The sequence below is a fragment of the Novosphingobium sp. TK71 genome (assembly GCF_055361505.1).
Genome location: NZ_CM143962.1, coordinates 3,001,999 through 3,027,563 on the forward strand (window position 1 = coordinate 3,001,999; position 25,565 = coordinate 3,027,563).

23 protein-coding genes are annotated in these 25,565 nt (G+C 65.7%); 8 read left to right on the forward strand and 15 right to left on the reverse strand.

What is annotated here, in order from left to right:
• Positions 1 to 81: 81 nt before the first annotated feature.
• The 3 genes from acnA to ACXJ16_RS14190 form a co-directional block, all read right to left on the reverse strand.
• Entirely contained in the window at positions 82 to 2,754 is a 2,673-nt protein-coding gene (acnA, locus tag ACXJ16_RS14180; RefSeq protein ID WP_463920862.1) for an aconitate hydratase AcnA, read from the reverse strand.
• 170 nt (positions 2,755 to 2,924) lie between these two features.
• Positions 2,925 to 3,824 (reverse strand): DMT family transporter, encoded by a 900-nt coding sequence (locus ACXJ16_RS14185; RefSeq protein WP_463920863.1) that lies wholly within the window; start codon positions 3,822 to 3,824, stop codon positions 2,925 to 2,927.
• Positions 3,825 to 3,993: 169 nt separating this feature from the next.
• On the reverse strand, positions 3,994 to 4,263 hold the full coding sequence (locus ACXJ16_RS14190; RefSeq protein WP_243692594.1) for a hypothetical protein: 270 nt from the start codon (positions 4,261 to 4,263) through the stop codon (positions 3,994 to 3,996).
• A 7-nt stretch (positions 4,264 to 4,270) separates the two neighbouring features.
• Between ACXJ16_RS14190 and ACXJ16_RS14195 the strand changes: the two genes are divergently transcribed.
• Positions 4,271 to 5,479, forward strand: a complete 1,209-nt coding sequence (locus tag ACXJ16_RS14195; protein WP_420719852.1) for a L,D-transpeptidase family protein — start codon at positions 4,271 to 4,273, stop codon at positions 5,477 to 5,479.
• A 138-nt stretch (positions 5,480 to 5,617) separates the two neighbouring features.
• Positions 5,618 to 5,899 (forward strand): hypothetical protein, encoded by a 282-nt coding sequence (locus ACXJ16_RS14200; protein ID WP_054442236.1) that lies wholly within the window; start codon positions 5,618 to 5,620, stop codon positions 5,897 to 5,899.
• A gap of 67 nt (positions 5,900 to 5,966) precedes the next feature.
• On the opposite strand, the gene ACXJ16_RS14205 is transcribed toward ACXJ16_RS14200, so the two are convergent.
• Positions 5,967 to 6,419 (reverse strand): YaiI/YqxD family protein, encoded by a 453-nt coding sequence (locus tag ACXJ16_RS14205; RefSeq protein ID WP_197283158.1) that lies wholly within the window; start codon positions 6,417 to 6,419, stop codon positions 5,967 to 5,969.
• Between the two features lie 92 nt (positions 6,420 to 6,511).
• Between ACXJ16_RS14205 and ACXJ16_RS14210 the strand changes: the two genes are divergently transcribed.
• The gene (locus ACXJ16_RS14210; RefSeq protein ID WP_185998455.1) at positions 6,512 to 7,162 is read left to right on the forward strand and encodes a glutathione S-transferase family protein; all 651 of its coding nucleotides are present in this window, start codon (positions 6,512 to 6,514) and stop codon (positions 7,160 to 7,162) included.
• Between the two features lie 13 nt (positions 7,163 to 7,175).
• On the opposite strand, the gene recQ is transcribed toward ACXJ16_RS14210, so the two are convergent.
• On the reverse strand, positions 7,176 to 9,008 hold the full coding sequence (gene recQ / locus ACXJ16_RS14215) for a DNA helicase RecQ (protein ID WP_420719851.1): 1,833 nt from the start codon (positions 9,006 to 9,008) through the stop codon (positions 7,176 to 7,178).
• A gap of 108 nt (positions 9,009 to 9,116) precedes the next feature.
• Between recQ and ACXJ16_RS14220 the strand changes: the two genes are divergently transcribed.
• Positions 9,117 to 9,971 carry an SDR family NAD(P)-dependent oxidoreductase gene (locus tag ACXJ16_RS14220; protein ID WP_454796325.1) on the forward strand — a complete coding sequence of 285 codons (855 nt, stop codon included), beginning with the start codon at positions 9,117 to 9,119 and terminating at the stop codon, positions 9,969 to 9,971.
• Positions 9,972 to 9,973: 2 nt separating this feature from the next.
• On the opposite strand, the gene ACXJ16_RS14225 is transcribed toward ACXJ16_RS14220, so the two are convergent.
• The 6 genes from ACXJ16_RS14225 to ACXJ16_RS14250 form a co-directional block, all read right to left on the reverse strand.
• Positions 9,974 to 11,161, reverse strand: coding sequence for a cation:proton antiporter (locus ACXJ16_RS14225; protein WP_054442238.1), 1,188 nt, complete (start codon positions 11,159 to 11,161; stop codon positions 9,974 to 9,976).
• Between the two features lie 141 nt (positions 11,162 to 11,302).
• Positions 11,303 to 14,005, reverse strand: coding sequence for a methionine synthase (gene metH / locus ACXJ16_RS14230; RefSeq protein ID WP_463920864.1), 2,703 nt, complete (start codon positions 14,003 to 14,005; stop codon positions 11,303 to 11,305).
• Between the two features lie 36 nt (positions 14,006 to 14,041).
• Positions 14,042 to 14,569 carry a GNAT family N-acetyltransferase gene (locus ACXJ16_RS14235; protein WP_054442239.1) on the reverse strand — a complete coding sequence of 176 codons (528 nt, stop codon included), beginning with the start codon at positions 14,567 to 14,569 and terminating at the stop codon, positions 14,042 to 14,044.
• A 4-nt stretch (positions 14,570 to 14,573) separates the two neighbouring features.
• Positions 14,574 to 15,620 carry a homocysteine S-methyltransferase family protein gene (locus ACXJ16_RS14240; RefSeq protein WP_132468672.1) on the reverse strand — a complete coding sequence of 349 codons (1,047 nt, stop codon included), beginning with the start codon at positions 15,618 to 15,620 and terminating at the stop codon, positions 14,574 to 14,576.
• 97 nt (positions 15,621 to 15,717) lie between these two features.
• The gene (gene metF, locus ACXJ16_RS14245; RefSeq protein WP_324697172.1) at positions 15,718 to 16,620 is read right to left on the reverse strand and encodes a methylenetetrahydrofolate reductase [NAD(P)H]; all 903 of its coding nucleotides are present in this window, start codon (positions 16,618 to 16,620) and stop codon (positions 15,718 to 15,720) included.
• On the reverse strand, positions 16,617 to 17,639 hold the full coding sequence (locus tag ACXJ16_RS14250; protein WP_463920865.1) for an ArsR/SmtB family transcription factor: 1,023 nt from the start codon (positions 17,637 to 17,639) through the stop codon (positions 16,617 to 16,619). The genes metF and ACXJ16_RS14250 overlap by 4 nt, the downstream gene beginning before the upstream one ends.
• Before the next feature lie 168 nt (positions 17,640 to 17,807).
• On the opposite strand from ACXJ16_RS14250, the gene ACXJ16_RS14255 reads away from it, so the two are divergent.
• Positions 17,808 to 17,981 (forward strand): hypothetical protein, encoded by a 174-nt coding sequence (locus ACXJ16_RS14255; RefSeq protein ID WP_021232409.1) that lies wholly within the window; start codon positions 17,808 to 17,810, stop codon positions 17,979 to 17,981.
• Between the two features lie 187 nt (positions 17,982 to 18,168).
• Entirely contained in the window at positions 18,169 to 19,824 is a 1,656-nt protein-coding gene (locus tag ACXJ16_RS14260; RefSeq protein ID WP_463920866.1) for an NAD+ synthase, read from the forward strand.
• On the opposite strand, the gene ACXJ16_RS14265 is transcribed toward ACXJ16_RS14260, so the two are convergent.
• Positions 19,821 to 20,249 carry a YbaY family lipoprotein gene (locus tag ACXJ16_RS14265; RefSeq protein WP_185998465.1) on the reverse strand — a complete coding sequence of 143 codons (429 nt, stop codon included), beginning with the start codon at positions 20,247 to 20,249 and terminating at the stop codon, positions 19,821 to 19,823. The two genes, ACXJ16_RS14260 and ACXJ16_RS14265, sit on opposite strands and share 4 nt — an antisense overlap.
• A gap of 109 nt (positions 20,250 to 20,358) precedes the next feature.
• Between ACXJ16_RS14265 and ACXJ16_RS14270 the strand changes: the two genes are divergently transcribed.
• Both ACXJ16_RS14270 and gltX read left to right on the forward strand, forming a co-directional pair.
• Positions 20,359 to 21,528: a benzoate/H(+) symporter BenE family transporter gene (locus ACXJ16_RS14270; RefSeq protein ID WP_463920867.1), complete on the forward strand. Its 1,170-nt coding sequence runs from the start codon at positions 20,359 to 20,361 to the stop codon at positions 21,526 to 21,528.
• Between the two features lie 32 nt (positions 21,529 to 21,560).
• Entirely contained in the window at positions 21,561 to 22,895 is a 1,335-nt protein-coding gene (gene gltX / locus ACXJ16_RS14275; protein ID WP_324697162.1) for a glutamate--tRNA ligase, read from the forward strand.
• Between the two features lie 65 nt (positions 22,896 to 22,960).
• On the opposite strand, the gene ACXJ16_RS14280 is transcribed toward gltX, so the two are convergent.
• The 3 genes from ACXJ16_RS14280 to ACXJ16_RS14290 form a co-directional block, all read right to left on the reverse strand.
• A complete protein-coding gene (locus tag ACXJ16_RS14280) occupies positions 22,961 to 23,743 on the reverse strand; it encodes a 3-hydroxybutyrate dehydrogenase (RefSeq protein WP_054442244.1) in 783 nt (260 codons plus the stop codon).
• On the reverse strand, positions 23,740 to 24,912 hold the full coding sequence (locus tag ACXJ16_RS14285; RefSeq protein ID WP_324697158.1) for a patatin-like phospholipase family protein: 1,173 nt from the start codon (positions 24,910 to 24,912) through the stop codon (positions 23,740 to 23,742). Before ACXJ16_RS14285 ends, ACXJ16_RS14280 begins: the two co-directional genes overlap by 4 nt.
• 87 nt (positions 24,913 to 24,999) lie before the next feature.
• Complete coding sequence (locus tag ACXJ16_RS14290) at positions 25,000 to 25,545, reverse strand: DUF2306 domain-containing protein (RefSeq protein WP_082370632.1); 546 nt, start codon at positions 25,543 to 25,545, stop codon at positions 25,000 to 25,002.
• Between the last annotated feature and the right edge of the window lie 20 nt (positions 25,546 to 25,565).

Below are 25,565 nucleotides of genomic sequence, written 5' to 3' on the forward strand. Positions count from 1 at the left end.
CGAGGCAGCGCCAAAAGGAAAACCCCGCCCCGCGCGAACGCGGGACGGGGTTTTACCGAGCCGGTTAAGGCTGCCGGTCGCTTAGGCGGCCAGCTTGCGCAGCACGTACTGCAGGATGCCGCCGTTGTTGAAGTATTCCACTTCGTTGGCGGTATCGATGCGGCACAGCGCGGTGAAGGTGAAGGTCGAACCGTCCGGACGGGTCACTTCGACTTCCACGTCCTGGCGCGGCTTGAGGCTGGCAACGCCCTTGATCGTGAAGGCGTCGTCGCCGGTCAGGCCGAGCGACTGGCGGCTGTCGCCGTCCTTGAACTGCAGCGGAAGCACGCCCATGCCGACCAGGTTCGAACGGTGGATACGCTCGAAGCTCTCGACGATCACGGCGCGCACGCCGAGCAGGTTGGTGCCCTTGGCCGCCCAGTCGCGCGACGAACCGGTGCCGTACTCCTTGCCGGCCACGACCACCATCGGCGTGCCTTCGGCCTTGTACTTCTGCGCCACGTCGTAGACCGGCAGGACCTCTTCACCGAAGCGGCTCATGCCGCCTTCGATGCCGGGGACCATTTCGTTGCGGATGCGGATGTTGGCAAAAGTGCCGCGCATCATGACTTCGTGATGGCCACGGCGCGAACCGTAGGAGTTGAAGTCCGCCTTGGCGACCTGGTGCTCCATCAGCCACTGGCCTGCCGGGCTGTCGGCCTTGATCGAACCGGCCGGCGAGATGTGGTCGGTGGTGATCGAATCGCCGAGGATCAGCAGGGGCTTGGCCTCGATGATGTCGTTCACCGGCGCCGGGGTCATTTCCATGCCCTCGAAGTAGGGCGGGTTGGCGACGTAGGTCGAACCGGCGCGCCACGAATAGGTGTCCGAACCGACGACGTTGATCGCCTGCCAGTGCTTGTCGCCCTTGTAGACGTCGGCATAACGGGCCTGGAACATGCCGCGATCGACGCAGGCATTCATCGTGGTGCTGACTTCGAGGTTGGTCGGCCAGATGTCCTTGAGGTAGACGTCCACGCCGTCCTTGCTCACGCCGATCGGGGTGGTGGTGAAGTCTTCCACCACGGTGCCCTTCAGAGCGTAGGCGACGACCAGCGGCGGCGAGGCCAGGAAGTTCGCGCGCACGTCCGGCGAGACGCGGCCTTCGAAGTTGCGGTTGCCAGAGATGACCGCCGAGGCGACGAGGCCGTTCTCGTTGATCGCCTTCGAGATCGGTTCCGCGAGCGGGCCCGAGTTACCGATGCAGGTGGTGCAGCCGTAGCCGACAAGGTTGAAGCCGATGTTGTCGAGGTGCGACTGGAGACCGGCCTTGTTCAGGTAGTCGGTGACGACCTGCGAACCCGGTGCCAGCGAGGTCTTGACCCAGGGCTTGGGCTTCAGGCCCAGTTCGTCGGCCTTCTTGGCGACGAGACCTGCCGCAACCAGCACGCCCGGGTTCGAGGTGTTGGTGCACGAGGTGATGGCGGCGATCATGACGTCGCCGTCACCGATGTCGAAGTCCTTGCCTTCCACGGGAACGCGGGTGGCGGTCTTCTTGTAGGTTTCGGCCATGTCCTTGTTGAACACGTCGTCGACGTCGGGAAGCGCGACCCAGTCCTGCGGACGCTTCGGGCCGGCGAGCGACGGAACGACGGTCGACATGTCGAGTTCGAGGGTCGAGGAGAAGATCGGGTCGGCGGCGGCCGGGTCGATCCAGAAGCCCTGTTCCTTGGCATAGGCTTCGACGAGGGCGATCTGCTCTTCCTCGCGGCCGGTGAGGCGCAGGTAGTCGATGGTCTTTTCGTCGATGCCGAAGAAGCCGCAGGTGGCGCCGTATTCCGGGGCCATGTTGGCAAGCGTCGCACGGTCGGCAAGGCTCAGCGAGGCGAGGCCGGGGCCGAAGTATTCGACGAAGCGGCCGACCACGCCGTGCTTGCGCAGCATGGCGGTGCAGGTCAGCACGAGGTCGGTGGCGGTGACGCCTTCCTGAAGCTCGCCGGTCAGCTTGAAGCCGACGACTTCGGGGATGAGCATCGAGACCGGCTGGCCGAGCATCGCGGCTTCCGCCTCGATGCCGCCCACGCCCCAGCCCAGCACGCCCAGGCCGTTGACCATGGTGGTGTGGCTGTCGGTGCCGACGCAGGTGTCGGGATAGGCGACCAGTTCACCGTTCTGGTCTTCGCTCGACCAAACGGTCTTGGCGATGTTTTCCAGGTTCACCTGGTGGCAGATGCCGGTGCCCGGGGGAACGGCGTAGAAGTTGTCGAGCGACTTGGAGCCCCACTTGAGGAAGTCGTAGCGCTCCATGTTGCGCTGGTATTCGATTTCCACGTTCTCTTCGAACGCCTTGGGGTGGCCGAATTCGTCGACCATGACCGAGTGGTCGATCACCAGGTTCACGGGAACCAGCGGGTTGATCTTGCTGGTGTCGCCGCCGAGGGTGGCGATGGCATCGCGCATGGCGGCCAGGTCGACCACGCAGGGAACGCCGGTGAAGTCCTGAAGCAGAACGCGGGCGGGACGGTACTGGATCTCGTCGCCGGTAACCGGGTTCTTCTGCCAGTCGGCAACCGACTGGATGTCCTTGGTCGAGACGGTGAAGCCGCCGTCCTCGAAGCGCAGGAGGTTTTCAAGAAGGACCTTCATCGAGAAGGGAAGGCGCGAAACGTCGCCAACCTTTTCGGCAGCCTTCTTGAGGGAGTAGTAGGCGATCTGCTTGCCGCCGACTGTCATGGTGCTGCGGGTGCCGAGCGTATCCTGTCCGACCTGGGTCATATTGGGTATTATCCCCTTCTGTATGGAGCGTGCCACGTGAAGAGCGGCTATTCCGAAACCCACTAGCCCAGGTTCCGAAAATCATCGCCGTGCTGCATCGCGACAAGCGGATTCTTCGGCCCCGCCGATGCGCGTTCGCGGCCCTCAGGTCAAGGGGGCGTGCGTGGTGACTAGGACTCGACTTTTGCGTTTCTTGCACCTGTCCAGCAGCCGATCATGATGAGAATCGTCCCGGCAACGGTGGAGACATCAAGTCGCTCCCCGAACATCAGCCAGCCCAGCAGGGCGGCCCAGAAGAAGCCGGTATATTCGATCGGCAGCAGTACTTGCGTCTCGGCACGGGCATAGCCCCAGGACAGGAACAGCAGGGCACTTGTCGCCAGCGCCGCTCCGGCAAGGATGAGAACCAGGCTCCGCCCATCCGGCACGACCGCGAACCAGGGCGAAAAAGCCAGGAAAATCAGCGTAACGAGCAGGTTCTGGAACTGCGCGATCTCCACCGGCCCTGCCAGCAGCGCCTGTTTGCGCTGGAGAACGAGGTTGATCGCATAGAACACGGCGGAGAGCAGGATCGCGGTCGTGCCCTCTATCGCCTCGTTCGAATAGCTCCCCGCGCCGAAGCGTCCGGCGCCGATCACCAGCACGCCCAGAATGCCCAGCAGCGAGGCGACGATGGCGCGGCGGCGGATCGTCTCCCCCAGCAGGATCGCGGCGAAATAGAGCGCGATGATCGGCGAGACGAAGGAAATCGCGATTCCCTCGGCCATAGGAATTCGTACCAGGCCATAGAAAAACAGCGCAGCCATCGCCGAAGTGATCGCCGCGCGCAGGGCGTGGACCTTCAGTACCGTGCGCGAGGGCACCGGGCGGCCCGCGACGAGCCAGAGCGGAAGGGTGAGGATCGTGCCGAAGAGATTGCGCAGCAGCAGCGCGGTAAACACGCCGATCGCGATGGAGGCGCCCTTGATCGCGGCGTCCATCGCGCTGAACGTGGCGATCCCCGCAATCACCGCAAGCACCGGCAGGACTGAGGGACGATGGTCCGAAAGGGGGGCTGCGGCTGTACTCATCAGGCCCTGCCTGTCGCCGGGCGCAAGCCTCCAGGCAAGCAATTCATCGCAGCGACAGGCGAAATCCTTGATGTAGGCCTTATATAGGGGCAAAGCGGGGACTATCGGCAGCCGTCTTCACATGGCTGCGTTTCCTCCTTGCATCACACACGCATCACTACGGGCAGGTTCAGATCACAATGGCGAGTTTCATGAGGTTCGGTTGCAGCGTGCTGGCGGTCATCGCGGCGACGGGTCTCGCAGCGGAGCCGGCCCTGGCCCAGAAGGCGGATTCCGCCAGGACGGATACGGCAACGAAGAAGAAGACCGTGTCGACGCCGACCTCGATCCTGCCGACCACGCAGGCGACCCCGGCCGTGCCGTCTTCCGCTTCCACAAAGCCGGTCTCGCGCCCGGCCGTGCAGCCGGTCATCCAGCCCAGCGCGGTTCCCACTGCCATTCCGACCGTGTCCTATCCGGTCGTGCAGGATACGCTGCTGGCGGAGCCGGTGATGTCCTGGTCGGTGGCCGATGCCAAGGCGCTGCTGTCGACCGTGGGCTACATCGGCAAGGAAGGTCTCGTTCCGGCCGATTATCAGCCGGCCGCGCTCAAGGCGGCGATCGCCAAGGGTGAGGGCGACGACCTCGATGCGCTGGCGAGCCGCGTGTTCGGCTGGCTGATCGAGGATCTTCGCGACGGCCGCACGCCGATGAAGTCGCGCGTGCAGTGGTTCGCGGTCGATCCCGACCAGGATCTGATGCCGACCGCCCAGATCATGGCGCAGGCGCTTTCGGAGCATGACGTGGCGGGCGTCGTCGACAAGCTGGCCCCGACCAACCCCGACTATGCCGCGCTCAAGGCCGATCTCAACGCCACCCCCATGGCGAACAAGGCGCGCCGCGCGCTGATCCAGGCCAATATGGACCGCTGGCGCTGGCTCGCCCGCGACCTTGGCGACGTGTACCTGATGACCAACATTCCGGAGTTCCAGCTCCGCCTCGTGGTCCGCAACAAGATCATCCGCAGCTACAAGACCGTGGTCGGCAAGCCCGGCCGCACGGCGACGCCGCAGCTCGCCGAAACGGTGAGCGCGGTGGTCTTCAACCCGACCTGGACGGTGCCGCAATCCATCGTGAAGGGTGAAGGCCTTGGCGCGAAGGTGTTGAACAACCCGACCTGGGCGCGCAATGCGGGCTACAAGGCCACCAAGAACGGCGACGGCACCATCACCGTGGTCCAGCAGCCCGGTGCCAACAACTCGCTTGGCCTGATGAAGATCGACATGCCCAACCCGCACGCGATCTATCTGCACGACACGCCGTCGAAGCAGTATTTCAACTCGGACGTGCGCGCCTTCAGCCATGGCTGCATCCGCACCGAGCGCGCGGTGGAACTGGGCATGACGATGGCCATTCTCGGCGCCAAGAAGAGCGCCACCGAAGCTGCCGAAATCTCTCGTTCCGGCACTTATACCAAGGTCGAGATGACCCGGACGTTCCCGGTCTACCTGACCTACTTCACATATGCCCGCTCGATCGACGGGCAGCTCAAGCCGTTCAACGATCTCTACGAACGCGACAAGCCGGTGCTCGACAGTTTCCTCGCCCCGCGCCAGATCAAGACCACCCAGCGCGCGAGCGAGGAAGAGATCATCAAGCTCGACAACCCGCTTTAAAAAGTGCGGGTTTCGCCTTGGCAACGGCGAAGCGGGCCGGACGGAGGTAACGCGCAGGCGATTGCCGGTGCTCCGGCCTTGCCTCGCCTGATCGGGGTGGCCACCTAGGCGAACGATGTTTGCCGAGGAATCCCGATCATGAGCGAGAACACCGACCGCATCGGCGAGGCGACCTCCCGGATCGTCGAGCTCGAAGCCGAACTCGAAGCTTCGGGCACCACCACCCGCGCCGAGGCCGAACTGGTCCGCGCCAAGGCGCTGCTGCACGAATGGGTCGATAGTGTGGTGGCCGTGGTCGCCACGCCCGGCGTCGGCCGCGCGGTGCTGATTCACGATAACGGTACGGAATCGCGGATTGCCTCGCCAGAGCTGCCGTTCCGGCTGGCCGTTCCGGTTTCCTTCGAACGGCGGGAAAATTAGGTCGCAGGCGGCCTCCACCCGTCAGGCGCGGACGTGCGAGCATGAGCTCGGGATTAGGGAGGGGCGCTCAGCCTCTCCGCAGAAGCCTGACCACCACCTGATCGAGGCTTGAGAGGTACCGGGAACGGTCCGTCTTGCTGAACGGCGGCGGGCCGCCGATGGCATCGCCGCCGGCGCGCAGGTCGGCCATGATTGCGCGGGTGGCGATGGCGCTGCCGATCGAGGAGGTGGTGAAGGGCTTTCCGTTCGGCGCCACGACTTGCGCCCCCAGCTTCAGGCAGCGGTCCGCCAGCAGGATATCGGCGGTGATGACGACGGTGCCCGGCCCGGTGTTCTCGGCGATCCAGTCGTCGGCGGCGTCGAAGGCATCGCTCACCACCTTGCGGGAGATGAGCGGACTTTGCGGCACCCGGATCGGGCTGTTGCTGACAACCACCACCGGCACTTTGTAGCGCGCGGCGACACGGTAGGTTTCGTCCTTCACCGGGCAGGCGTCGGCATCGATCAATATGCGGATCATCGCGGCCCCATAACCCAACTCGGCGCAAATGACGAACCCGGTTGCCGAAATTGCGCTCGCGGCCCATCATGCCGGTGAACGGGAGAGCCGCCATGCCGCAGCCTACGATCACCGCTTTTGCCCAGTCGCCCGATCGCGGCAGGGGCCTCGCCCGCGATATGGCGGTGCGCTGGGCGCTGGAGGAAGTGGGCCAGCCCTACGCCGTGCGCCTCGTCTCTTTCGAGGAAATGAAGCAGCCGGATCACCGCTCGCGCCATCCTTTCGGGCAGATCCCGACCTATGAGCAAGGCGATCTCGCGCTGTTCGAATCCGGGGCCATCGTCCTGCATATCGCGCAGAGCCATCCGGGCTTGCTACCGGAAGGTGGAGACGCGCGGATGCGGGCGGTTATGTGGATCTTCGCCGCCCTCAGCACGGTCGAACCGGTGATCGTGCAGCGCTCCGAGGTCCTGCTGTTCGAGCGTGAGCGCCCCTGGTATGAAACGCGCCTCGCTTCCATCGAACAGCGTATCGAGGCGCGGCTGGCGGAACTCGCCGTGCGTCTCGGCACGTCGGAGTGGCTGGAAGGCGAATTCAGCGCGGGCGACCTGATGATGGTGCAGGTGCTGCGGCGGCTCGGCGGATCGGATGTGCTGGCCGCCAACGAAACCGTGCTTGCCTATGTGGCGCGCGGCGAGGCGCGTCCGGCCTTCCAGCGCGCCTTCGCCGCCCAGCTTGCGGTGTTCGAACAAGCGAAGGCCTGAGGGCGCTGGGCCTTCAGTGCTGGCGGATCACCGCCAGGAAAGCCTCGCCATAAGCTTCGAGCTTGCGCGCGCCGATGCCGCCGATTTCACCGAGCTGCGCCAGTGAAGACGGGCGCGCGGTGGCCATTTCGCGCAAGGTGGCGTCGTGGAACACGACATAGGGCGGAACCCCTGCTTCCTGCGCAAGATCGCGGCGGAGCGCGCGCAGGGCGTCGAACAGCGGATCGCCCACCGGGTTGGCGCCGCTGTCCGCCCCGCCTTTGCCGCCGCGCTTCTTCTTTTCGCGCTTGGGCGGAACGACGATCATCACCGCGGCTTCGCCCTTGAGGATTTCCCGCGCATCTCCGCCCAGGGACAGGCCGCCATGCTCGGTCGGCAGCAGGCTGCCGCGGGCCTGCAGGGCGCGGGCGAGCGGCTTTAGCAGCGGTTGCTCGTCCGCCGTCAGGATGCCGAAGACCGAGAGCTGGTCATGCCCGCGTTGCAGCACGCGGTCGTCGCTCATGCCCAGCAGCACTTTTTCAAGATGGCCGAGGCCGTAGCTCTGCCCGGTACGATAGACCGTGGAGAGGAGCTTTCGCGCCAGCTCGGATACATCGATCACGCCCGCCGGTTCGAGGCAGTTGTCGCAATTGCCGCAGGACGAGGCGGGTGTTTCGCCGAAGTGGCGCAGCAGCACCGCGCGGCGGCATTCGGCGGTTTCCACGAGCCCTGCGAGCGCATCGAGGCGCTGGCGTTCGCTTTGCAGGCGGTGCGGCTCGATCTCGGACAGACGCTGGCGGGCGCGGGCGAAATCGTCGGCCCCCCAGAACATCACCGCGACCGAGGGATCGCCGTCGCGCCCGGCACGGCCGGTTTCCTGGTAATAGGCCTCGATCGACTTGGGGATGCCGGCGTGGGCGACGAAGCGCACGTCGGGCTTGTCGATACCCATGCCGAAAGCCACCGTGGCGACCATTACCATGTCTTCCGAGGCCACGAAAGCCGCCTGGTTGCGGGCGCGGACTTCGGGGTCGAGCCCGGCGTGATAGGGCAGCACGCGCCGCCCGGTGGCGGATGCGAGGGTTTCTGCCAGTTGCTCGACGCGGGCGCGGGTGGGTGCATAGACGATGCCGGGGCCGGGGTTCTCGTCCATGACTGCCTTGATCTGCCGCATCGCGCTTTCGCGGGGGCGGATCGTGTAGCGGATATTGGGACGGTCGAACCCGGCAACGATCAGTCCTTCGTCGGGAATGCCGAGCTGGGCGAGGATGTCGGTGCGGGTATGGTGGTCTGCCGTGGCCGTCAGCGCGAGGCGCGGCACGTCCGGGAAAGCGTCGAGCAGCGGTCGCAGCAGGCGATAGTCTGGCCGGAAGTCATGGCCCCATTCGGACACGCAGTGTGCTTCGTCGATGGCGAAGAGGGCGACGCGCGACTGTTCCAGAAGCTCGCGGAAATGCGGCTGGCTGGCGCGTTCGGGGGCGATGTAGAGCAGGTCCAGCTCACCGGCGCGGAAGCGGTCCATGGTGAGGCCGCGATCGGTGTCGGCGCTGGTGAGCGTGGCGGCGCGGATGCCGTTGGCGCGGGCCGAGCGAAGCTGGTCGTGCATGAGCGCGATCAGCGGGGACACGACCACGCAGGTCCCGTCCAGCATGACCGCAGGAAGCTGGTAGGTCAGCGACTTGCCCGCGCCTGTGGGCATGACGGCCAGGGTCGAGCGGCCGGAAAGCGCGCGCATGACGACCTGATCCTGCACCCCGCGGAAGGCGTTGAAGCCGAAGGTTGCATGAAGCGCTTCGTGAGCATCAGGCAGGAGATCGGCGAGAAGGTCAGCGTCTGGCACGGGGCGCTTATGGCAGAGCATGGGCATGTCTGAAAACCGCCGAACCGATGATTTCCTCCGTTTCCGCGCCAAAGCTTGCGGTTTGGCCGCCCGGGTAGTGGAAATGGCGGCAATGAATGGAGAGGATTGGCAGGCATGACCAAACGCGTGGCGGTAGTGACGGGCGCAAGTTCGGGCATCGGGCTGGAGACGGCACGGGCCCTGGCGAAGCAGGGGTTCCGGGTGATCGGCGTGGGCCGCGATCCGCAGCGATGTGCGGCGGCCGAGGCAGACCTTGCGGCCGATGGCGGCGAGATCGAGATGCTGCGCGCCGATCTCTCGTTGCTGGCCGAAGTCGACCGGCTGGCAGATGCGATCGCGCAGAAGGTCGATTCCATCGATGTACTGGTCAACAACGCGGGCGGCATGGCGCGCGAACAGGCGCTGACGGCCGAGGGTTTCGAGGCGAATTACGCCGCCAACTTCATCGGGCCTTTCGCGCTGACCGCCCGCTTGCTGCCGCTCCTGCGCAAGGCTGCGGCGGATGCGCCGGAGGGCAGTGTCAGGATCGTCAACACCGCCTCGGATGGCAGCGAGATGATCCCCGCCATCAATCTTGCCGACTTGCAGAACCTCGGCAACTGGAGCCCGGGCGCGGCCTACTGCAGCGGGAAGCTCGCCAATGTGCTTCATGCCCGCGCGCTGGCGCCCCGGCTGGCGGCGGATGGTGTCGTGGCCCATTCGGTCCATCCCGGCACGGTCGGCAGCAATTTCTTCTCGCATACGCCGGACAGCGTGCAGGCGGCCTACGGCGATGCGCCGAAGCTGACGCCGGTGCAGGGGGCGGATACGGTGATCTGGCTGGCGACGGCGGAAGAGCCGGGCCGGTCGAGCGGCGGCTACTGGTTCGAACGCGCGCCGCGAAAGCCCAATCCGCTGGTCGAGGATCAGGCTTTCGTCGAGGCGTTCTGGCAGGCGGCGGAAGCGCTGGCCGGAAGGGCGGGTGTCTAGACCTAGTCGCTGGCGGCCAGCCGGGCGAGGCGGGGTTTGACGATGGGCACGGTCAGCATCGTGCTCATCACCGCCATCAGCAGCAGGGCAGTGAAGGTCTCCGGGGTGACGATCTTCTTGTCCAGCAGGACGTTGACGAAGATGATCATGATGAGCGCCTTGGTCTGGAGCATCCAGCCGATCACGCTCGCTTCGCCCTTCTTCCAGCCCAGCAGCTTTCCGGCGAGGTGAATGCCGGCCAGTTTGCCGACGACCGAGGCGACCAGGAACAGGATCGCGGCGCCGATCACCATCGCCCCGCCCATTCCCCAGTTGGTCCGCAGGCCGGTGCTGAGGAAGAACACCGGCATCACGGTTAGCAGCAGGAATTCGCGGAACAGGTCGAGTTTCTCGCGGCTGAACCAGCCGGCGTCCAGCACGACGCCGGCAAGGAAGGCGCCGACCATGAAGTGCAGTCCGGACCAGTCCGCCGCGAAGCCGACGAGTGCCAGCCAGATCAGCGCCACATACCAGCGGTCCTGTTCGCCGAGGCGCCTGAACAGCGCGCGGACGGCGAAGGAGGCCACCGCGAAGGCGGCGAGGAACAGGCCCTGCCGGCCGACGCGCTCCCAGTCCACCAGGATCAGCGCCAGCACGCCCCAGATCGCGATATCGTCAAGGCTGGCATAGCGCAGCAGGCGCTGGCCGAGCGGTTCCCGGAAAATGCCGAGCTTTTCCATCAGCAGCACCAGGATCGGCAGGGCGGTGACGGCGCAGGCCATGCCCACGCCGAGCACGGCTTGCGGATAGCTGCCTTCGGGGCCGATCCAGCCGGGCGAACGCAGCAGCAGCGCAGCGGCGAGGGCGCCGAAGGCGAGCGGGGTAAGCAGGGCGCAGGCGGCAGTGAGGGTGGTTTCGCCGCGGTGCTTCCAGGCGTCGCTGAGATCGAGTTCGACTCCGGCGACGAAGACGAACATCATCACCGCCCACCAGGCCACGCCGTTCAGCGCGGTCATGACTTGCGGGTTGAAGACCAGCGCGTGGAAGTCCGGCGCCGCATGGCCGAGCACGCCGGGGCCGAGCAGGATGCCGCCGATGATCTGGACGACGACCAGCGGTGCCCAATGCTCGGTGCGCAGTAGCCGCCACACGAGATATGGCGCCGCGAGGATGATCGTCAGCGCAATCAGGTAGATTTCGGTCGTCCCCATCGGGTGCCCCGTCCCCATTCATTTTTCGTTGGGGCATGGATGCCTTGCCCGGCGGCATTGGGCAATCGGGCTCGATGGGGTTTTTCCGGATTGTAACGAGAGGCACCGCCGCGTCCGGGATGGCGGCGGTGCCTTTTGCAATCAGTCGAGGTTGGGACGCAGCCAGCGCTCGGCGACGGCGAGGTCCACGTCGCGCCGTTCGGCATAGTCTTCGAGCTGGTCGCGGCCGATCCGGGCAACGCCGAAGTACTGGCTTTCCGGGTGGCCGAAGTAAAAGCCCGAGACGGCGGCGGTGGGCAGCATCGCTTGGCTTTCGGTCAGCACGATCCCGGCATTGTCCTGCGCCTTGAGCAGGTCGAACAGGATCGGCTTGAGCGAGTGGTCCGGGCAGGCCGGATAGCCGGGCGCGGGCCGGATGCCGCGATATTCCTCGCGGATCAGGGCGACATTGGTGAACTGCTCGTCCGGCGCATAGCCCCACAGTTTCGTGCGGACATGCTGGTGCAGGCGTTCGGCGAAGGCTTCGGCGAAGCGGTCGGCCAGGGCCTTGAGAAGGATGTCCGAATAGTCGTCGTGCGCGGCCTGGAAGCGTTCGAGGTGCGGTTCGATGCCGTGAATGCCGACCGCGAAGCCGCCCAGCCAGTCTCCGGCGGGGTCGACGAAGTCGGACAGGCAGAAGTTGGCCCGTCCTTTGCCATTTGGGCCCCGGCTCTTCTTCACCTGCTGACGCAGGAACGGCAGGCGCACGAAGTCCGGGCCTTCGTCCACGCCCTGCTGGATGGCGTCGTAGACGATCTGCGGGTCCATGCCGCCGGCGCCGACGATGACATCGTCACCCTGGGTGGCGGCAGGCCAGAAGGCGCAGACGCCCTTGGCGGTCAGCCACTTTTCCTCGACGATCTTCGCAAGCATCGCCTGGGCATCGGCGAAGAGGTTGCGGGCGCTTTCGCCCACGATCTCGTCATCGAGGATGGCCGGGTAGTTGCCCGCCAGTTCCCAGGCGCGGAAGAACGGCGTCCAGTCGAACGTCTCGACGAGTTCGGCAAGATCCCAGTCCGCGAATACGTGGAGGCCGGGTTCCAGCGGAGCGCCGGGTTTCTGTGCGAAATCGGGCGCGAAGGCATTGGCGCGGGCATCGGCGATCGGGAGCAGTTCGCTCTGGCCCTTGCCCTCGCGCGCAATGCGCACCTTTTCGTATTCGTCGGCCACGGAGCTGACGAAAGGCACCGCCTGCGTGTCCGACAGGAGCTGCGAGGCGACGCCGACCGCGCGGCTGGCGTCGAGGACGTGGATCACGGGGCCCTTGTAGGCGGGATCGATGCGCAGGGCGGTGTGGACCTTGGACGTGGTGGCGCCGCCGATCAGCAGCGGGATATCCATCCCGGCGCGCTGCATTTCCTCGGCCACGGTCACCATCTCGTCGAGCGAGGGGGTGATGAGGCCGGAAAGGCCGATGATGTCGGCATCGTTCTCGTTGGCGGATTCGAGGATCTTGCTCCACGGCACCATCACGCCGAGGTCGATCACTTCGTAGCCGTTGCACTGGAGTACGACGCCGACGATGTTCTTGCCGATGTCATGCACGTCGCCCTTGACGGTGGCCATGATGATGCGGCCCTTGGCCTTGGCGCCCGCGTCCTTTTCCGCCTCGATGAAGGGGATCAGGTGGGCCACGGCCTTCTTCATCACGCGGGCCGACTTCACGACCTGGGGCAGGAACATCTTGCCCGAGCCGAACAGGTCGCCGACGACGTTCATGCCGCCCATCAGCGGGCCTTCGATCACCTCGATCGGGCGTCCGCCCGCTGCGGCGATGGCGGCGCGCGCTTCCTCGGTATCCTCGACCACATAGGCATCGATGCCGCGCACGAGGGCATGCTCGATGCGCTTGGTGACATCCCAGCCGCGCCATTCCTCGGCGGCCTTTTCCGCGACCTTGTCCTTGCCCTTGTAGCTTTCGGCGAGGTCGATCAGGCGTTCGGTGGAGGTCTTGCCGTCCTCGCCCACGCCGGGGCGGCGCATCATGATGACGTCTTCGCAAGCCTCGCGCAGGGCGGGGTCGATCTGGTCGTAGACGTCGAGCTGGCCCGCATTGACGATGGCCATGTCGAGCCCGGCGGGGATCGCGTGGTAGAGGAACACCGAGTGCATCGCCCGGCGCACCGTCTCGTTGCCGCGGAACGAGAACGAGAGGTTGGAAAGGCCGCCCGAGAAGTGGACGTGGGGGCATGCCTTGCGGATTTCGACCACCGCCTCGATGAAATCGAGCCCGTAGCGGTCATGCTCCTCGATGCCGGTGGCGACCGCGAAGACGTTGGGGTCGAAGATGATGTCCTCGGGCGGGAAGCCGATGCCGGTCAGCAACTGGTAGGCGCGCGAGCAGATCTCGATCTTGCGTTCGCGGGTGTCGGCCTGGCCGGTCTCGTCGAAGGCCATGACGACCACGGCGGCGCCATAGTCCATGCACTTCTTCGCCTGGGCCAGGAACGGCTCCACGCCTTCCTTCATCGAGATCGAGTTGACGATCGGCTTGCCCGATACGCACTTCAGACCGGCCTCGATCACATCCCACTTGGAACTGTCGATCATCACCGGGACGCGGGCGATATCCGGTTCGGCGGCGATGAGTTTGAGGAAGGTGGTCATGGCCACGACAGCGTCAAGCAGGCCTTCGTCCATGTTGACGTCGATGACCTGCGCACCGTTATCCACCTGCTGGCGCGCGACATCGACGGCCTTGGCATAGTCGCCGGCCATGATGAGCTTCTTGAACGCGGCCGAGCCGGTGACGTTGGTGCGCTCGCCGATATTGACGAAACGGGCGCCGGAATGAATCGAGGTCATGGTTTGTTGTTCTCGTTGGGACACTGGGCCAGCGAATCAGTTCGCCAAATTTAGCGCGAGCACGAAATCGTCGTAGGTCTTGCCGCCCACGTCGAAAGTCCGGGTGCCGATCGTCTCGAAGCCATGCTTGGCGTAGAAGGCGAGGGCGCGGTGATTGTCGTTCTTCACGCCGAGCAACAGGCGCGAATGGCCCGCCGCAGCGGCATCGCGCACGGTGCGCATCATCGTGCTGGCCATCATGGAACCCTGGAAGCGCGAGAACAGGTAGATGCGCTTGAGTTCCAGATCGCCTTCACGCGCGAGTTCCAGTTCGGGCTCGCAAAGCAGCGCATAGCCGACCGGGGCGTGGCCGGGCTCGACTTCGGTCAGCCAGGCCTTCGCGCCCTGCGCGATATATTTGCGATAGCTGTCGGCAGAGTGCTGCCTGATGCAGTGCGCGACGAGCCCGGCCCCGTCTACCTGGCCCGCGAAGCTTTCGAGGAAGGTCGCCGATGCCACGAGCGAGAGCGCCTCGGCGTCGTCGGCTCCGGCAGGGCGGATGCGCCAGATGGGAAAATCGGTCATGGGATCACACCGCCATGGTGAAGGGTTCAAGGCCGGCGAGGCGCGTCACCGGATCGAGATCGGGCAGGCGGCGCGGGGCCAGCCCGGAGACCTTGCGCGCCATTGCGGCAATGTGGGCCGGCGTAGAGCCGCAGCAGCCGCCCAGCACGTTGACCTGGCCGGCAACCGCCCATTCGCCGACATAGCCTGCCGTGGTCTCGGGCATTTCGTCATAAGCGCCCAGTTCGTTGGGCAGGCCGGCATTCGGGTAGATCATGATGAGCGTGTCGGCGAGTTCCGACAGCGTCTTCACATGCGGGCGCAACTGGGTGGCGCCGAACGAGCAGTTGAGCCCGATCGTCACCGGCTTGGCGTGCCGCACCGCGTGCCAGAACGCTTCCACCGTATGGCCCGAGAGATTGCGGCCCGACAGATCGGTAAGCGTCATCGACATCATGATCGGCACTTCGCGGCCCAGTTCGGCCTCCAGATGGCGCACCGCCATGATCCCGGCCTTGGCGTTCAGCGTGTCGAACACGGTTTCGATCAGGATGAAGTCGGCGCCGCCCTCGACGAGGGCCGCCGCCTGTTCCTTGTAGACATCGACCAGTTCGTCCCAGTCGATCTCGCGGTAGCCCGGATCGTTGACGTCGGGGCTGAGCGAGAGCGTCTTGTTGGTCGGCCCGATCGCGCCGGCGACGAAGCGCGGGCGTCCGTCCTTTGCCTGATACTCATCCGCCAGACGGCGGGCGAGGCGGGCCGATTCGACGTTGATCTCGCGCACGAGGTGCTCGGCGCCGTAATCGGCCTGGCTGATGCGGTTGGCGGAGAAGGTGTTGGTCTCGGCGATGTCGGCCCCGGCCTCGAAATAGGCGCGGTGGATCGATTCCGGCACCTCGGGCTTGGTCAGCGCGAGGATGTCGTTGTTGCCCTTCTGGTCGTGCGAGAGGCCGAGATTGCCTGCGTAATCCGCTTCGCTGAGCTTCCAGCTCTGGATTTCGGTGCCGAAAGCGCCGTCCGTGATGAGGATACGCTTGGCCGCTTCGGCGAGGAACTGTTCTCTGGCAGTCATGGTCGTTGTCCTTCGTCGCCCGGATGCGGGCCCAAAGTTCCCTTGAGGGACCGTTCGCGCGCGCCTTGCTGCACGAACGGTCCGGAAACAAGTCTGCTCAGGCGCCGGTCCCGGGGCGCAGGCCCAGGAGCTGGCAGATCGCATAGGCCTGCTCGGCGCGGTTGAGCGTGTAGAAATGGAAATCGCGCACGCCGCCTTCGTAAAGCCTGCGGCACAGATCGGCAGCGGCGACGGCGGCGACAAGTGCGCGCGGGCCGGGGCGTTCGTCTAGCCCTTCGAACATCGTTTCCAGCCACGCGGGAATCTCGGTGTTGCCCGACATGCGGCGGATCGCCGTGAAGTTGGTCACCGGCATGATCCCCGGCAGGATCGGCGCGGTGATCCCCGCAGCGAGCACTTTGTCGATGAAGCGGAAGTAGGCGTCCGTCGAGAAGAAGAACTGCGTGATGGCGCGGTTGGCGCCCGCGTCGAGCTTGCGCTTGAGGTTGTCGAGGTCGGCTTCCGCGCTGGCCGCTTCGGGGTGGACTTCGGGATAGGCGGCCACCGAGATGTCGAAGTCATGGCGTGCCTTCAGGCCCGCCACGAGATCGGCGGCGCCGGTGTAGCCTTCGGGGTGCGGGGTGAAGACGCCGCCGCTGCTCGGCGGCGGATCGCCGCGCAGGGCCACGATGTGGCGCACGCCCGCTTCCCAGTACTGGTCCGCGATTTCCGCGATCTCGCCCTTGCCTGCGCCTACGCAGGTGAGGTGCGCGGCGGGAACCAGCTCGGTCTCGCGCACGAGGCGGGCGACGGTGGAATGCGTGCGCTCACGCGTGGAGCCGCCGGCGCCGTACGTCACCGAGACGAAGCTGGGGTCCAGTGGCGCAAGCTGGGTGATCGCATCCCAGAGCTGCTCCTCCATCTTCTCCGACTTGGGCGGGAAGAATTCGAAGGAAACCGAAATGTCGCCCGGCAGGCATCCCAGCAGGGGAGCCTGGACCGGTCGCTGGGCAGAAGTCATGAGTGCGGGGTCTTTCTTTTTTGAGTCTCGGTCTCGCCGGTTTCCGCCATCTCGGCAGCATGGGCGGCGGCAGGAAGACGGCGGGCCGTCCAGATCTTCACGGTAAGCGGGTCGCCCGGCAGCGAGACGGGCGCTTCGGGTGCGAACCCGGCTTCCGCCAGCAGGGTCTCCATCTGCTCGTCGGCAAAACCGAGGCGGGCATGGGCATGGCGCTCGCGCAGTTCCTCGCGGTCGTGCGCGGCAAGATCGACCACGGCGATCCGCCCGCCTTCGCGCGTGACGCGCGCCGCTTCGGCCAGGACCAGGCCGGGAGCCTGTGCATAATGCAGGACCTGATGGAACAGCACGGTGTCGAAGTTCGCAGCTGCGAACGGCAGCTTCGTGAAATCGCCCTGCACCAGGGAAATCTTGTCCGCTGGCAAAGACTGCAACCGTGCGCGTGCAATTCGCAACATGTCCGGGCTCTTGTCGAGCGCGGTGACGTGCCCCGCCTTGCCCGCCAGAAGTTCGGCCATGCGGCCGGTGCCGGTGCCGACGTCGAGCAGCGCGCCCAGCTTCTGTCGTCCGAAAGCCGTGAGCAGTGCCGATTCGACGGGGCCGTCCGCACCATGAAGCTGGCGCAGCGTGTCCCACTCCTCGGCATGGCTGGCGAAGTAGGCCTGCGCGCTGGCCTCCCGGGCGTCGCGAATCGCCGCAAGCTGGCGGCGATCCTCGTTGCAGCGGGCGGAAAAGGCCGGATCGTCGCGCTCGGCAATAGTGAGGAGCTGGGCGGCTGCGGCCCCTAGCGGCGGCTCGCTCTTCTCCTTCACGGCAGTGCGCAGGAAGACCCAGCTACCTTCCTTGCGGCGCTGCGCGAGGCCGGCGTCGCAGAGAATCTTCACATGACGCGAGACACGCGGCTGGCTCTGGCCGAGCACCTGCGCAAGCTCCCCGACCGCCAGTTCCATATGCGCCAGCAGACGCATGATGCGCAGGCGCGTCGGCTCCGAAAGAGCCCTCAGGAGGGGGTCGATTTGCATGCGATGGCATATAAAGATATCTTTATATGTGTGCAAGCCCTAGGATTTCTGCGGATTTCAACCCCCATACTTCCCATTTGCGTTGCACCATTGTCTCGTCTAAAGAATGGCACCGCAGGCTTGCCTGCAAGCGTTGGCCTGTGCGCCAAACAATGCAAGGGGATTCGCATGAAGAAGATTGCTTTTGCCGCGTTCGCGTCGGCTGCCGCTCTGTCGCTCGCTGCTTGCGGTGGCGAAAAGCCCACCGAAGCTGCTACCGAGTCGGTTGAGACCCTGCCCGAGGAAACTCTGGCTGCTACCACCGAAGCGGCTACTGAAGAAGCCACCGCGGCTGCCGAGTAATCCGGCAGGGGGCCGCGCACCGACCTTACGGTCTGCCGGCCCCCGGTTGCTTTCCGCCCTTTCAGGGAATCACGGAAAGTCCGTCCGAGACGGAAAAAGCCCTCCCCGACGGGAGGGTTTTTTATTTGTCTCGTTCGTTTTCATCTTTCGTTTGCACCGGCCCGATGCGCGGGGCATCAAATCCGCCATGGCCGATACGCTCCGGATCACGCTGGCGCAGCTCAACCAGTCCGTCGGCGATCTCGACGGCAACGCTGCCGGAGTGCTTGAAGCGCGCACCGCGGCGCAGGGCGCGGACCTTGTGGTCTTTCCCGAACTCCATCTGATCGGTTATCCGCCGGAGGACCTGATCCTCAAGCCGGCGCTGATCGAACGCGCCGCCGCCCGCCTCCAGATGTTGGCCGAAGCCAGTGCATCGGAAGGCCCGGCCATGCTGGTAGGCTCCGCTTTCGTACTCGATGGTGCGCTGCACAACGGGGTTGCGCTGCTCGACCAGGGCAAAGTCGCGGCTGTCCGGCTGAAGCACGAACTTCCCAACTATGGCACGTTCGACGAGATGCGCCTGTTCCAGCCGGGCCCGCTGCCCGAGCCGGTGATTCTGCGGGGGGCAATGATCGGCGTGCCGATCTGCGAGGATATCTGGCGCCCGGAAGTGTGCCGCCACCTCGCCGATTTCGGTGCCGAAATGCTCATCTGCATCAACGGCAGCCCTTACGAAATCAACAAGGATGCGCTGCGCATCGAAGGCGTGGCCAAGCGCCGCGCGGTCGATACCGGCCTTCCGCTCGCCTATCTCAACCGCGTGGGCGGGCAGGACGAACTCGTGTTCGACGGTGCCAGCTTCGTCGTCAACGGCGATGGCGCCGTGGCGGTCCAGATGGCGGACTGGCGGGAGCAGGTCGTCCAGACCAACTGGACCCGAACCGCGCAGGGCTGGCGCTGCGACCGGGGGCTGATCGAGGATCTCGCGGTCCATCCCGAGGATATCTACTGCGCGATGGTGCTCGCGCTGCGCGACTATGTGAACCGCAACGGCTTTCCCGGTGTCGTGCTGGGCCTGTCGGGCGGCATCGATTCGGCGCTATGCGCCGCGATCGCGGTCGATGCGCTCGGGGCGGAGAGGGTGTGGGGCGTGATGATGCCATCCCGTTTCACCAGCCGCGCCAGCCTGGACCATGCGGCGGACTGCGCGAAGGCGCTGGGCATACGCTATTCGGTCATGCCGATCGCGGAGGCGGTGAACGGCTTCGATTCGGTGCTGGGCGAATGCTTCGAAGGAACCCGCCGCGACCTTGCGGAGGAAAACCTCCAGTCCCGCATTCGCGGCACCTTGCTGATGGCGCTGTCCAACAAGTTTGGGCCGATGCTCCTGACCACCGGGAACAAGAGCGAGATGAGCGTCGGATTCGCGACCATCTACGGCGATATGGCCGGTGGCTACAATCCGCTCAAGGACGCCTACAAGACGACGGTCTATGCGCTGGCCCGCTGGCGCAACGGCCATGTTCCCCGCATCGGGATCGGACCGCGCGGGGAGGTGATTCCCCCGGAAGTCCTGGTTAGGGCGCCCAGCGCCGAACTGCGGGCGGACCAGCGCGATTCGGACAGCCTGCCGCCCTACGAAGTGCTGGACCCGATTCTTCTCGGCCTTGTCGATCATGACAAGAGCGTGGAGCAGCTCGTCAACGAGGGGTTCGACCGGGAAACCGTGCGGGAGATGGAGCGCCTGCTTCACCGCGCCGAATACAAGCGGCGCCAGGCCTCACCCGGGGTGAAGCTGACCGCGCGCAATTTCGGCCGCGACCGCCGCTATCCGATCACGCACGCCTTCCGCAGCGCCTAGTTCCGAACGCCCACCAGCATCAGCGAAACCGGCGTTCCGGGCGCGGGCAGGGTTACGCGCGTGTCGGTAATCCACAGCAGCCGCCCGCCCGAATCGGTGATTCTCGCGGACACCGCATAAGTGCCGTTCGGCGCGAGGCGGGCCGGATCGTAGCTGAGGGCGAATGGCAGCGGCACCTGGCGGCCCTCGCTGGCGAATTCGGTTTCGGCGATGACCGTGGCAGGCGCGTCCATGCGGCCGACGTCGGCCAGCGTGACTTTCACGCGGGCGTCGGGCTGCAGGGCGATCCGTTCACGATAGGCAACCGTGCCGTTCAGGGTTTCCATCGAGGTGTTCGCTCCGGCAGGAGGGGATTTCGCCGCGGGGGCGGTGCAGGCAGACATGGCTGCAATCAGGGGCAGAATCAGTCCGGCGCGCATTTTCATGTCGATCCTCCTATCCAGTTCCGAAAGCTTGCCCGAGGGGGACGGCGAGGTAAACCTCGGGCAAGGCGAGGCGTCTTTCCTTCCACGGCAAACCTGCCATAGCGCGAAAATGATTTCCCGACTGCCGCCGCTCGCATCCTGGACTTCCGCCCTTGTCGCCGCTCTGATCGGGTTCGGCGGAACCGTCGCTCTCGTGGTGCAGGCCATGCAGGCGCTCGGGGCCAACGGCGGGCAGGTCGGTTCGGCGGTTACGGCCCTGTGTCTCGGCATTGCCGTGGCGGGGGCGATTCTCTCGCTGTGGATGCGCATGCCGGTGGTGCTCGCGTGGTCGACGCCCGGCGCGGCACTGCTGGCCGCGAGCGGCGGGGCCGTTGCATGGCCGGTGGCGACAGGCGCGTTCGTTGCCGCGGCGGGCCTGATGTGCCTGCTCGGCCTGGTTCCCGCACTCGGGCGACTGGCGGCGCGGATACCGGCCTCGGTCGCCTCGGCGATGCTCGCGGGGGTGCTTCTGCCGTTCTGCCTCCAGCTTTTCCGGACGCTGGAAACCGACGCATTGCTGGTCGTGGTCCTGCTGGTGGTCTTCGTGATCGCCCGGCAGAGGTTTCCGCTCTACGCGCTGTTGCTGGTGCTGGTTTCCGGCGTGGCCATCGTGCTGGCGCGCGGGGATGTGGCGGGTTTCGAACCCGGATCGCTGCTCGGCGCGATGGAGCCGGTAACCCCGGCCTTCGATATCAAGGCGGTGGTCAGCATCGGCGTGCCGCTGTTCCTTGTGACGCTGGTATCGCAGAACCTGCCCGGTCTCGTCGTGCTGCGGACGGCGGGCTACACGCCCAGGCCGCAACCGCTGCTGCTGGGGACAGGACTGGCTACGATGGTGCTGGCGCCCTTCGGAGCGCACGGGGTCAACCTCGCGGCGATCACGGCGGCGATCTGCACCAGTTCGGATGCGCACCCCGACCAGGGGCGCCGCTGGATGGTCGGCCTTATCTATGCCGGCTTCTACCTGGCGTTGGCCCTGTTCTCGGCCCCGTTGGTGCAGTTCTTCCTCACAATGCCCCGGACCTCCATCGCCGCCTTCACAGGCATAGCGCTCATCGCGCCGCTTTCGGGCGCGGTTGAGCACATGCTGGTCGAGAAAACCGAACGGGACGCCGCGATCCTGACTTTCGCCGCGACCGCCTCCGGGGTTTCGGTCCTTGGCATCGGCTCCGCTTTCTGGGGCCTGCTGGCGGGGTTCGCGGCGCTGGCCGCCAAGGCCATGTTCGCGCGCCGCGTTTGACGGCGGAGCGCGCCCGCCGTAACGCGCGGGACATGACCGTTACCCGCTTCGCTCCTTCGCCCACCGGGCACCTCCACGTCGGCAACATCCGCACGGCACTGCACAACTGGCTGCTCGCGAAGCAGGCGGGTGGACGCTTCCTTCTGCGTATCGACGATACCGACGCGGCGCGTTCGAAAGAGGAATATGTAGACGGCATCCGCGCCGATCTCGCCTGGCTCGGTATCGCGTGGAGCGGGGAGGAGCGCCAGTCTGCTCGCGTTGCCCTGTACGAGCGCGAGTTCGAGCGGCTGAAGGCTGCCGGGCGCGTCTATCCCTGCTGGGAGACGCCGCAGGAACTGGAACTGAAGCGCAAGGTCCTGCTCGGCCGTGGGCTACCGCCGATCTACGATCGCGGCGCGCTCAGGCTGCCGGAAAAGGAAAAGGCCGCGAGGATCGCTGCGGGGGATCTGCCGCACTGGCGCTTCCTGCTCGATCATGACGAACCGATCGAGTGGGAAGACGGGATTCGCGGCGCCCAGAAATTCGATCCCGCGCAGATCAGCGATCCGGTGATTCGCCGCGCCGATGGTTCCTGGCTCTACATGCTGCCTTCCGCCATCGACGATGTGGACATGGGCGTGACCCGGATCCTGCGCGGTGAGGACCACGTTTCCAACACCGCGGCGCAGGTCCAGATGTTCACCGCACTCGGCGCGCCGGTCCCGGCCTTTGCGCACGAGGCGCTGCTGGTCGGCGCCGAGGGCAAGCTGTCCAAGCGTCTCGGCTCGCTGGGCGTCGCGCATTTTCGTGAGGTCGGTATCGAGCCGCAGGCGGTCGTTGCGCTGCTCGCGCGGCTCGGCACGAGCGATCCGGTAGATCCCTCGCTGGACGCCGAGGCCCTCGCAGCGGCGTTCGACCTTTCCCGTTTCGGCCGTGCGCCCGCCCGTTTCGACGAGGCGGAACTGGAGCGTGTCAACGCGGCGATCGTTCATGCGCTGCCATTCGAGGCGGTGTCCGCGCGCCTGCCCGAGGAGATGGACGCCGGGGCATGGGAGACGGTGCGCCCCAACCTCGCACATGTTCACGAGGTGCATGACTGGTGGAAGGTGGTCATCGGCCCCATCGAAGCGCCCGAGCTTTCGGAAGAAGACCGGGCTTTCCTGGCACAGGCAGGCAAGGTTCTGGCGGGGATCGAGTGGAGCGAGGGCGTGTGGAAGATGCTGACCGGCGCGCTCAAGGACGCGACGGGGCGCAAGGGCAAGGCGTTGTTCCTGCCGCTGCGTCTGGCGTTGACGGCCATGGAGCATGGGCCGGACATGGGCGCGCTGCTGCCGCTGATCGGGCGCGATGAGGCTCTGGCGCGGCTGAAGATCGCCGCTGGCTGAGCAAGGGGGAGGCCGGGCAGCAGATGCCCAGCCTCCCGGAATATCGGACCGGAATCCCCGCGTCCTTATTCCATGAACCATCCGTGGCTGGCCACCAGGGACTGCCCGGTAAGCGCATTCGTCTGGAAGCCCGCGAAGAACAGCGCCACTTCGGCGATATCGTCAACGGTGGTGAATTCGCCGTCCACGGTTTGGCCGAGCATCACCTTGCTGATCACTTCGTCCTCGGAGATGCCGAGTTCCTTGGCCTGTTCCGGGATCTGCTTGTCCACCAGCGGGGTGCGGACGAAGCCGGGGCAGATCACGTTTGAGCGGACGCCCTTCCTGCCGCCTTCCTTGGCGATCACGCGGGCAAGGCCGAGCAGTCCGTGCTTGGCGGTGACGTAGGCGGACTTGAGCGGGCTCGCTTCCTTCGAATGGACCGAGCCCATGAAGATGATCGAGCCGGACTTCTGCGCGTACATGTGCGGCAGCACGGCCTTGGAGGTGAGGAAGGCGCCGTCCAGATGGATGGCAAGCATCTTCTTCCAGTCGGAGAAGGCGAACTGGTCGACAGGGTTGACGATCTGGATGCCGGCATTGGAAACGAGCACGTCCACCGTACCCCAGGCTTCCACCACGGCGGCGACGCCCGCGTTCACCTGATCCTCGCTGGTCACGTCCATGGCGACGGCGAGGGTCTCGGTGCCGTACCGGGCCTTGATCTCGTCGGCGGCTTTCTGCGCGGCATCGATGTTGAGGTCGGCGATTGCCACTTTGCCGCCTTCGGAGGCGTACTTGTGGGCGATGGCGTTGCCGATGCCGCTGGCGGCGCCGGTGACGATGCAGGCCTTGTCCTTCAGTTTCATTCACCTACTCCTGGTTGTCCGATCCGGTGCGGGGCTTTGTCCGCAAGGTCGAACGTCATGATTTCGTCAGGCTTGAGATGCCGCCTCGTCCACTCGGGGTGCTCCAGCGAGAATTGGGCGTCGGCCTTTCCGGCTTCCCAATGCTCGGTTACGGTCATGCGCGAGAATTCGTAGTCCTTGGACATCGTCTCGTACCCGCGGGGGCGGTTGATGAGGTGCATCACCGCCACCGCGCCGGCAGGGCGGCAGCCGAGCAGTCGGTGCAGGTCAGGATCGTCGCGCAGTTCCTCGGGCAGCCTGTGGGCAAGCCGCTGAGCCGCGGCGCGCATTTCCTGGAGTTGCTTCGAGAGGTCCGTGTTGAGACGCGTGCGGCTGGAAAAGCGGATGTCCTTCTCGCGCTGGGCGATATCGGCCATCGTTCGCGGAACCGACCCGCGCGATGGGAAGAGGTCTACCTGGAACACCGTCATCTCGCAGGGGCTGCGATTGTCGAGCACGTACTGCAGCGGCGTGTTGGAGACCAGGCCTCCGTCCCAGTACCATTCGCCGTCGATCTCCACCGGCGGAAAGCCGGGCGGCAGTGCGCCACTGGCCATGATATGCTCGGGGCCGATCCTGCGATCGCTGCTATTGTCGAAATAGGCGAAGTTGCCGGTCATCATGTTGACCGCCCCTACCGAAAAGCGGGTTTCCGCCCGGTTGATCCGTTCGAAATCGACCCGATCAAGCAAGGTCTGGCGCAGCGGCGCGGTATCGTAGAAGCTGAGGCGGTCCAGTTCTGCGGGCCACTCGGGCAGCGGTGTGGGCAGGCGCGGGGTGAAGAAGCCGGGCACGCCGAAAGTGGCCGCCCATCCAGCCGAAACCTCGTTGAAGGCGCGGCGGGCGAACCCGTTGCCGATATCCAGCTTGTAGAGCAGCTCGTTGCTCAGCCCCTCCCAGAATGTCCGAAGCTGCGGCACGCGGTCTTCCGGTGCGTTGCCGGCGATGATCGCGGCATTGATCGCACCGATGGAGATGCCGGCGACCCAATCCGGCGCATGGCCTTCGTCGGCAAGAGCCTCGTACACACCGGCCTGGTACGCTCCCAGCGCGCCGCCGCCCTGCAGCACCAGAACCGACTGGTCGCAGCCGAGCTTGTCGTTGAAATCGGTAGTTCTGCGGGCGTTCATGGGCAGGGTCCTGCGCATGGGGATGTTGCACCGCAACAGTTGGGGCCAGGCGCGCCGCGTTTCAAGCGCCGGATGCCGTGATATCGATCAGCCGAACAGCCAGTGTCCCAGCAGGCGGTCGAACGGAAAGGTGAAGAAGCCCGCGATCAACAGGGCGCCGGTGATGAGGCCGCGCACGGTGCGGCGGTGCCGGGTGACATTATGGCGACGCGCGGCGAGGACCAGCACCGGGACCATGATGAGCGTGAACACCGAAAGGATATGGATCAGGCTGAAGTGGCCGGGCTTGCCGACATGCACGAAAAAGCTGTCGAGCGCGGTCAGCATCATGGCGGCGGACCAGATATAGCCGATCACGCGGTGCCGCCCGTCGCCGCGCCGCCGCCAGAGCAGCACGGGCGTCAGCACCAGCGCAACGAGGATCGTGGCGAGATGTATCCAGATGACCGCCGGAATGAGCGGCCACTGCGGCATCCCGCGCAGGATCGCCACGCAGATGAAGCCGAGCATGACCAGCGCCAGAGCGCCCAGCGCCCGTTCCAGCCGGTCGGGGCCGCGCAGGTCCTGCACGCTCACGCCCTTTACCTTTTGCCTATCCACTTCCTGAACTACCCCTGCCGTCGCTTCGTTCATGCTCGTCCCCTGTCCGGTCC

Bases quoted from the DNA above. Each gene is read 5' to 3' on its own strand.
- acnA (WP_463920862.1), bottom strand. From the start codon at position 2,754: ATGACCCAGGTCGGACAGGATACGCTCGGCACCCGCAGCACCATGACA.
- ACXJ16_RS14185 (WP_463920863.1), bottom strand. From the start codon at position 3,824: ATGAGTACAGCCGCAGCCCCCCTTTCGGACCATCGTCCCTCAGTCCTG.
- ACXJ16_RS14190 (WP_243692594.1), bottom strand. From the start codon at position 4,263: ATGGCAGTGGGAACCGCGCTGGGCTGGATGACCGGCTGCACGGCCGGG.
- ACXJ16_RS14200 (WP_054442236.1), top strand. From the start codon at position 5,618: ATGAGCGAGAACACCGACCGCATCGGCGAGGCGACCTCCCGGATCGTC.
- ACXJ16_RS14205 (WP_197283158.1), bottom strand. From the start codon at position 6,419: ATGATCCGCATATTGATCGATGCCGACGCCTGCCCGGTGAAGGACGAA.
- ACXJ16_RS14210 (WP_185998455.1), top strand. From the start codon at position 6,512: ATGCCGCAGCCTACGATCACCGCTTTTGCCCAGTCGCCCGATCGCGGC.
- recQ (WP_420719851.1), bottom strand. From the start codon at position 9,008: ATGCCCATGCTCTGCCATAAGCGCCCCGTGCCAGACGCTGACCTTCTC.
- ACXJ16_RS14220 (WP_454796325.1), top strand. From the start codon at position 9,117: ATGACCAAACGCGTGGCGGTAGTGACGGGCGCAAGTTCGGGCATCGGG.
- ACXJ16_RS14225 (WP_054442238.1), bottom strand. From the start codon at position 11,161: ATGGGGACGACCGAAATCTACCTGATTGCGCTGACGATCATCCTCGCG.
- metH (WP_463920864.1), bottom strand. From the start codon at position 14,005: ATGACCTCGATTCATTCCGGCGCCCGTTTCGTCAATATCGGCGAGCGC.
- ACXJ16_RS14235 (WP_054442239.1), bottom strand. From the start codon at position 14,569: ATGACCGATTTTCCCATCTGGCGCATCCGCCCTGCCGGAGCCGACGAC.
- ACXJ16_RS14240 (WP_132468672.1), bottom strand. From the start codon at position 15,620: ATGACTGCCAGAGAACAGTTCCTCGCCGAAGCGGCCAAGCGTATCCTC.
- metF (WP_324697172.1), bottom strand. From the start codon at position 16,620: ATGACTTCTGCCCAGCGACCGGTCCAGGCTCCCCTGCTGGGATGCCTG.
- ACXJ16_RS14250 (WP_463920865.1), bottom strand. From the start codon at position 17,639: ATGCAAATCGACCCCCTCCTGAGGGCTCTTTCGGAGCCGACGCGCCTG.
- ACXJ16_RS14255 (WP_021232409.1), top strand. From the start codon at position 17,808: ATGAAGAAGATTGCTTTTGCCGCGTTCGCGTCGGCTGCCGCTCTGTCG.
- ACXJ16_RS14260 (WP_463920866.1), top strand. From the start codon at position 18,169: ATGGCCGATACGCTCCGGATCACGCTGGCGCAGCTCAACCAGTCCGTC.
- ACXJ16_RS14265 (WP_185998465.1), bottom strand. From the start codon at position 20,249: ATGAAAATGCGCGCCGGACTGATTCTGCCCCTGATTGCAGCCATGTCT.
- ACXJ16_RS14270 (WP_463920867.1), top strand. From the start codon at position 20,359: ATGATTTCCCGACTGCCGCCGCTCGCATCCTGGACTTCCGCCCTTGTC.
- gltX (WP_324697162.1), top strand. From the start codon at position 21,561: ATGACCGTTACCCGCTTCGCTCCTTCGCCCACCGGGCACCTCCACGTC.
- ACXJ16_RS14280 (WP_054442244.1), bottom strand. From the start codon at position 23,743: ATGAAACTGAAGGACAAGGCCTGCATCGTCACCGGCGCCGCCAGCGGC.
- ACXJ16_RS14285 (WP_324697158.1), bottom strand. From the start codon at position 24,912: ATGAACGCCCGCAGAACTACCGATTTCAACGACAAGCTCGGCTGCGAC.
- ACXJ16_RS14290 (WP_082370632.1), bottom strand. From the start codon at position 25,545: ATGAACGAAGCGACGGCAGGGGTAGTTCAGGAAGTGGATAGGCAAAAG.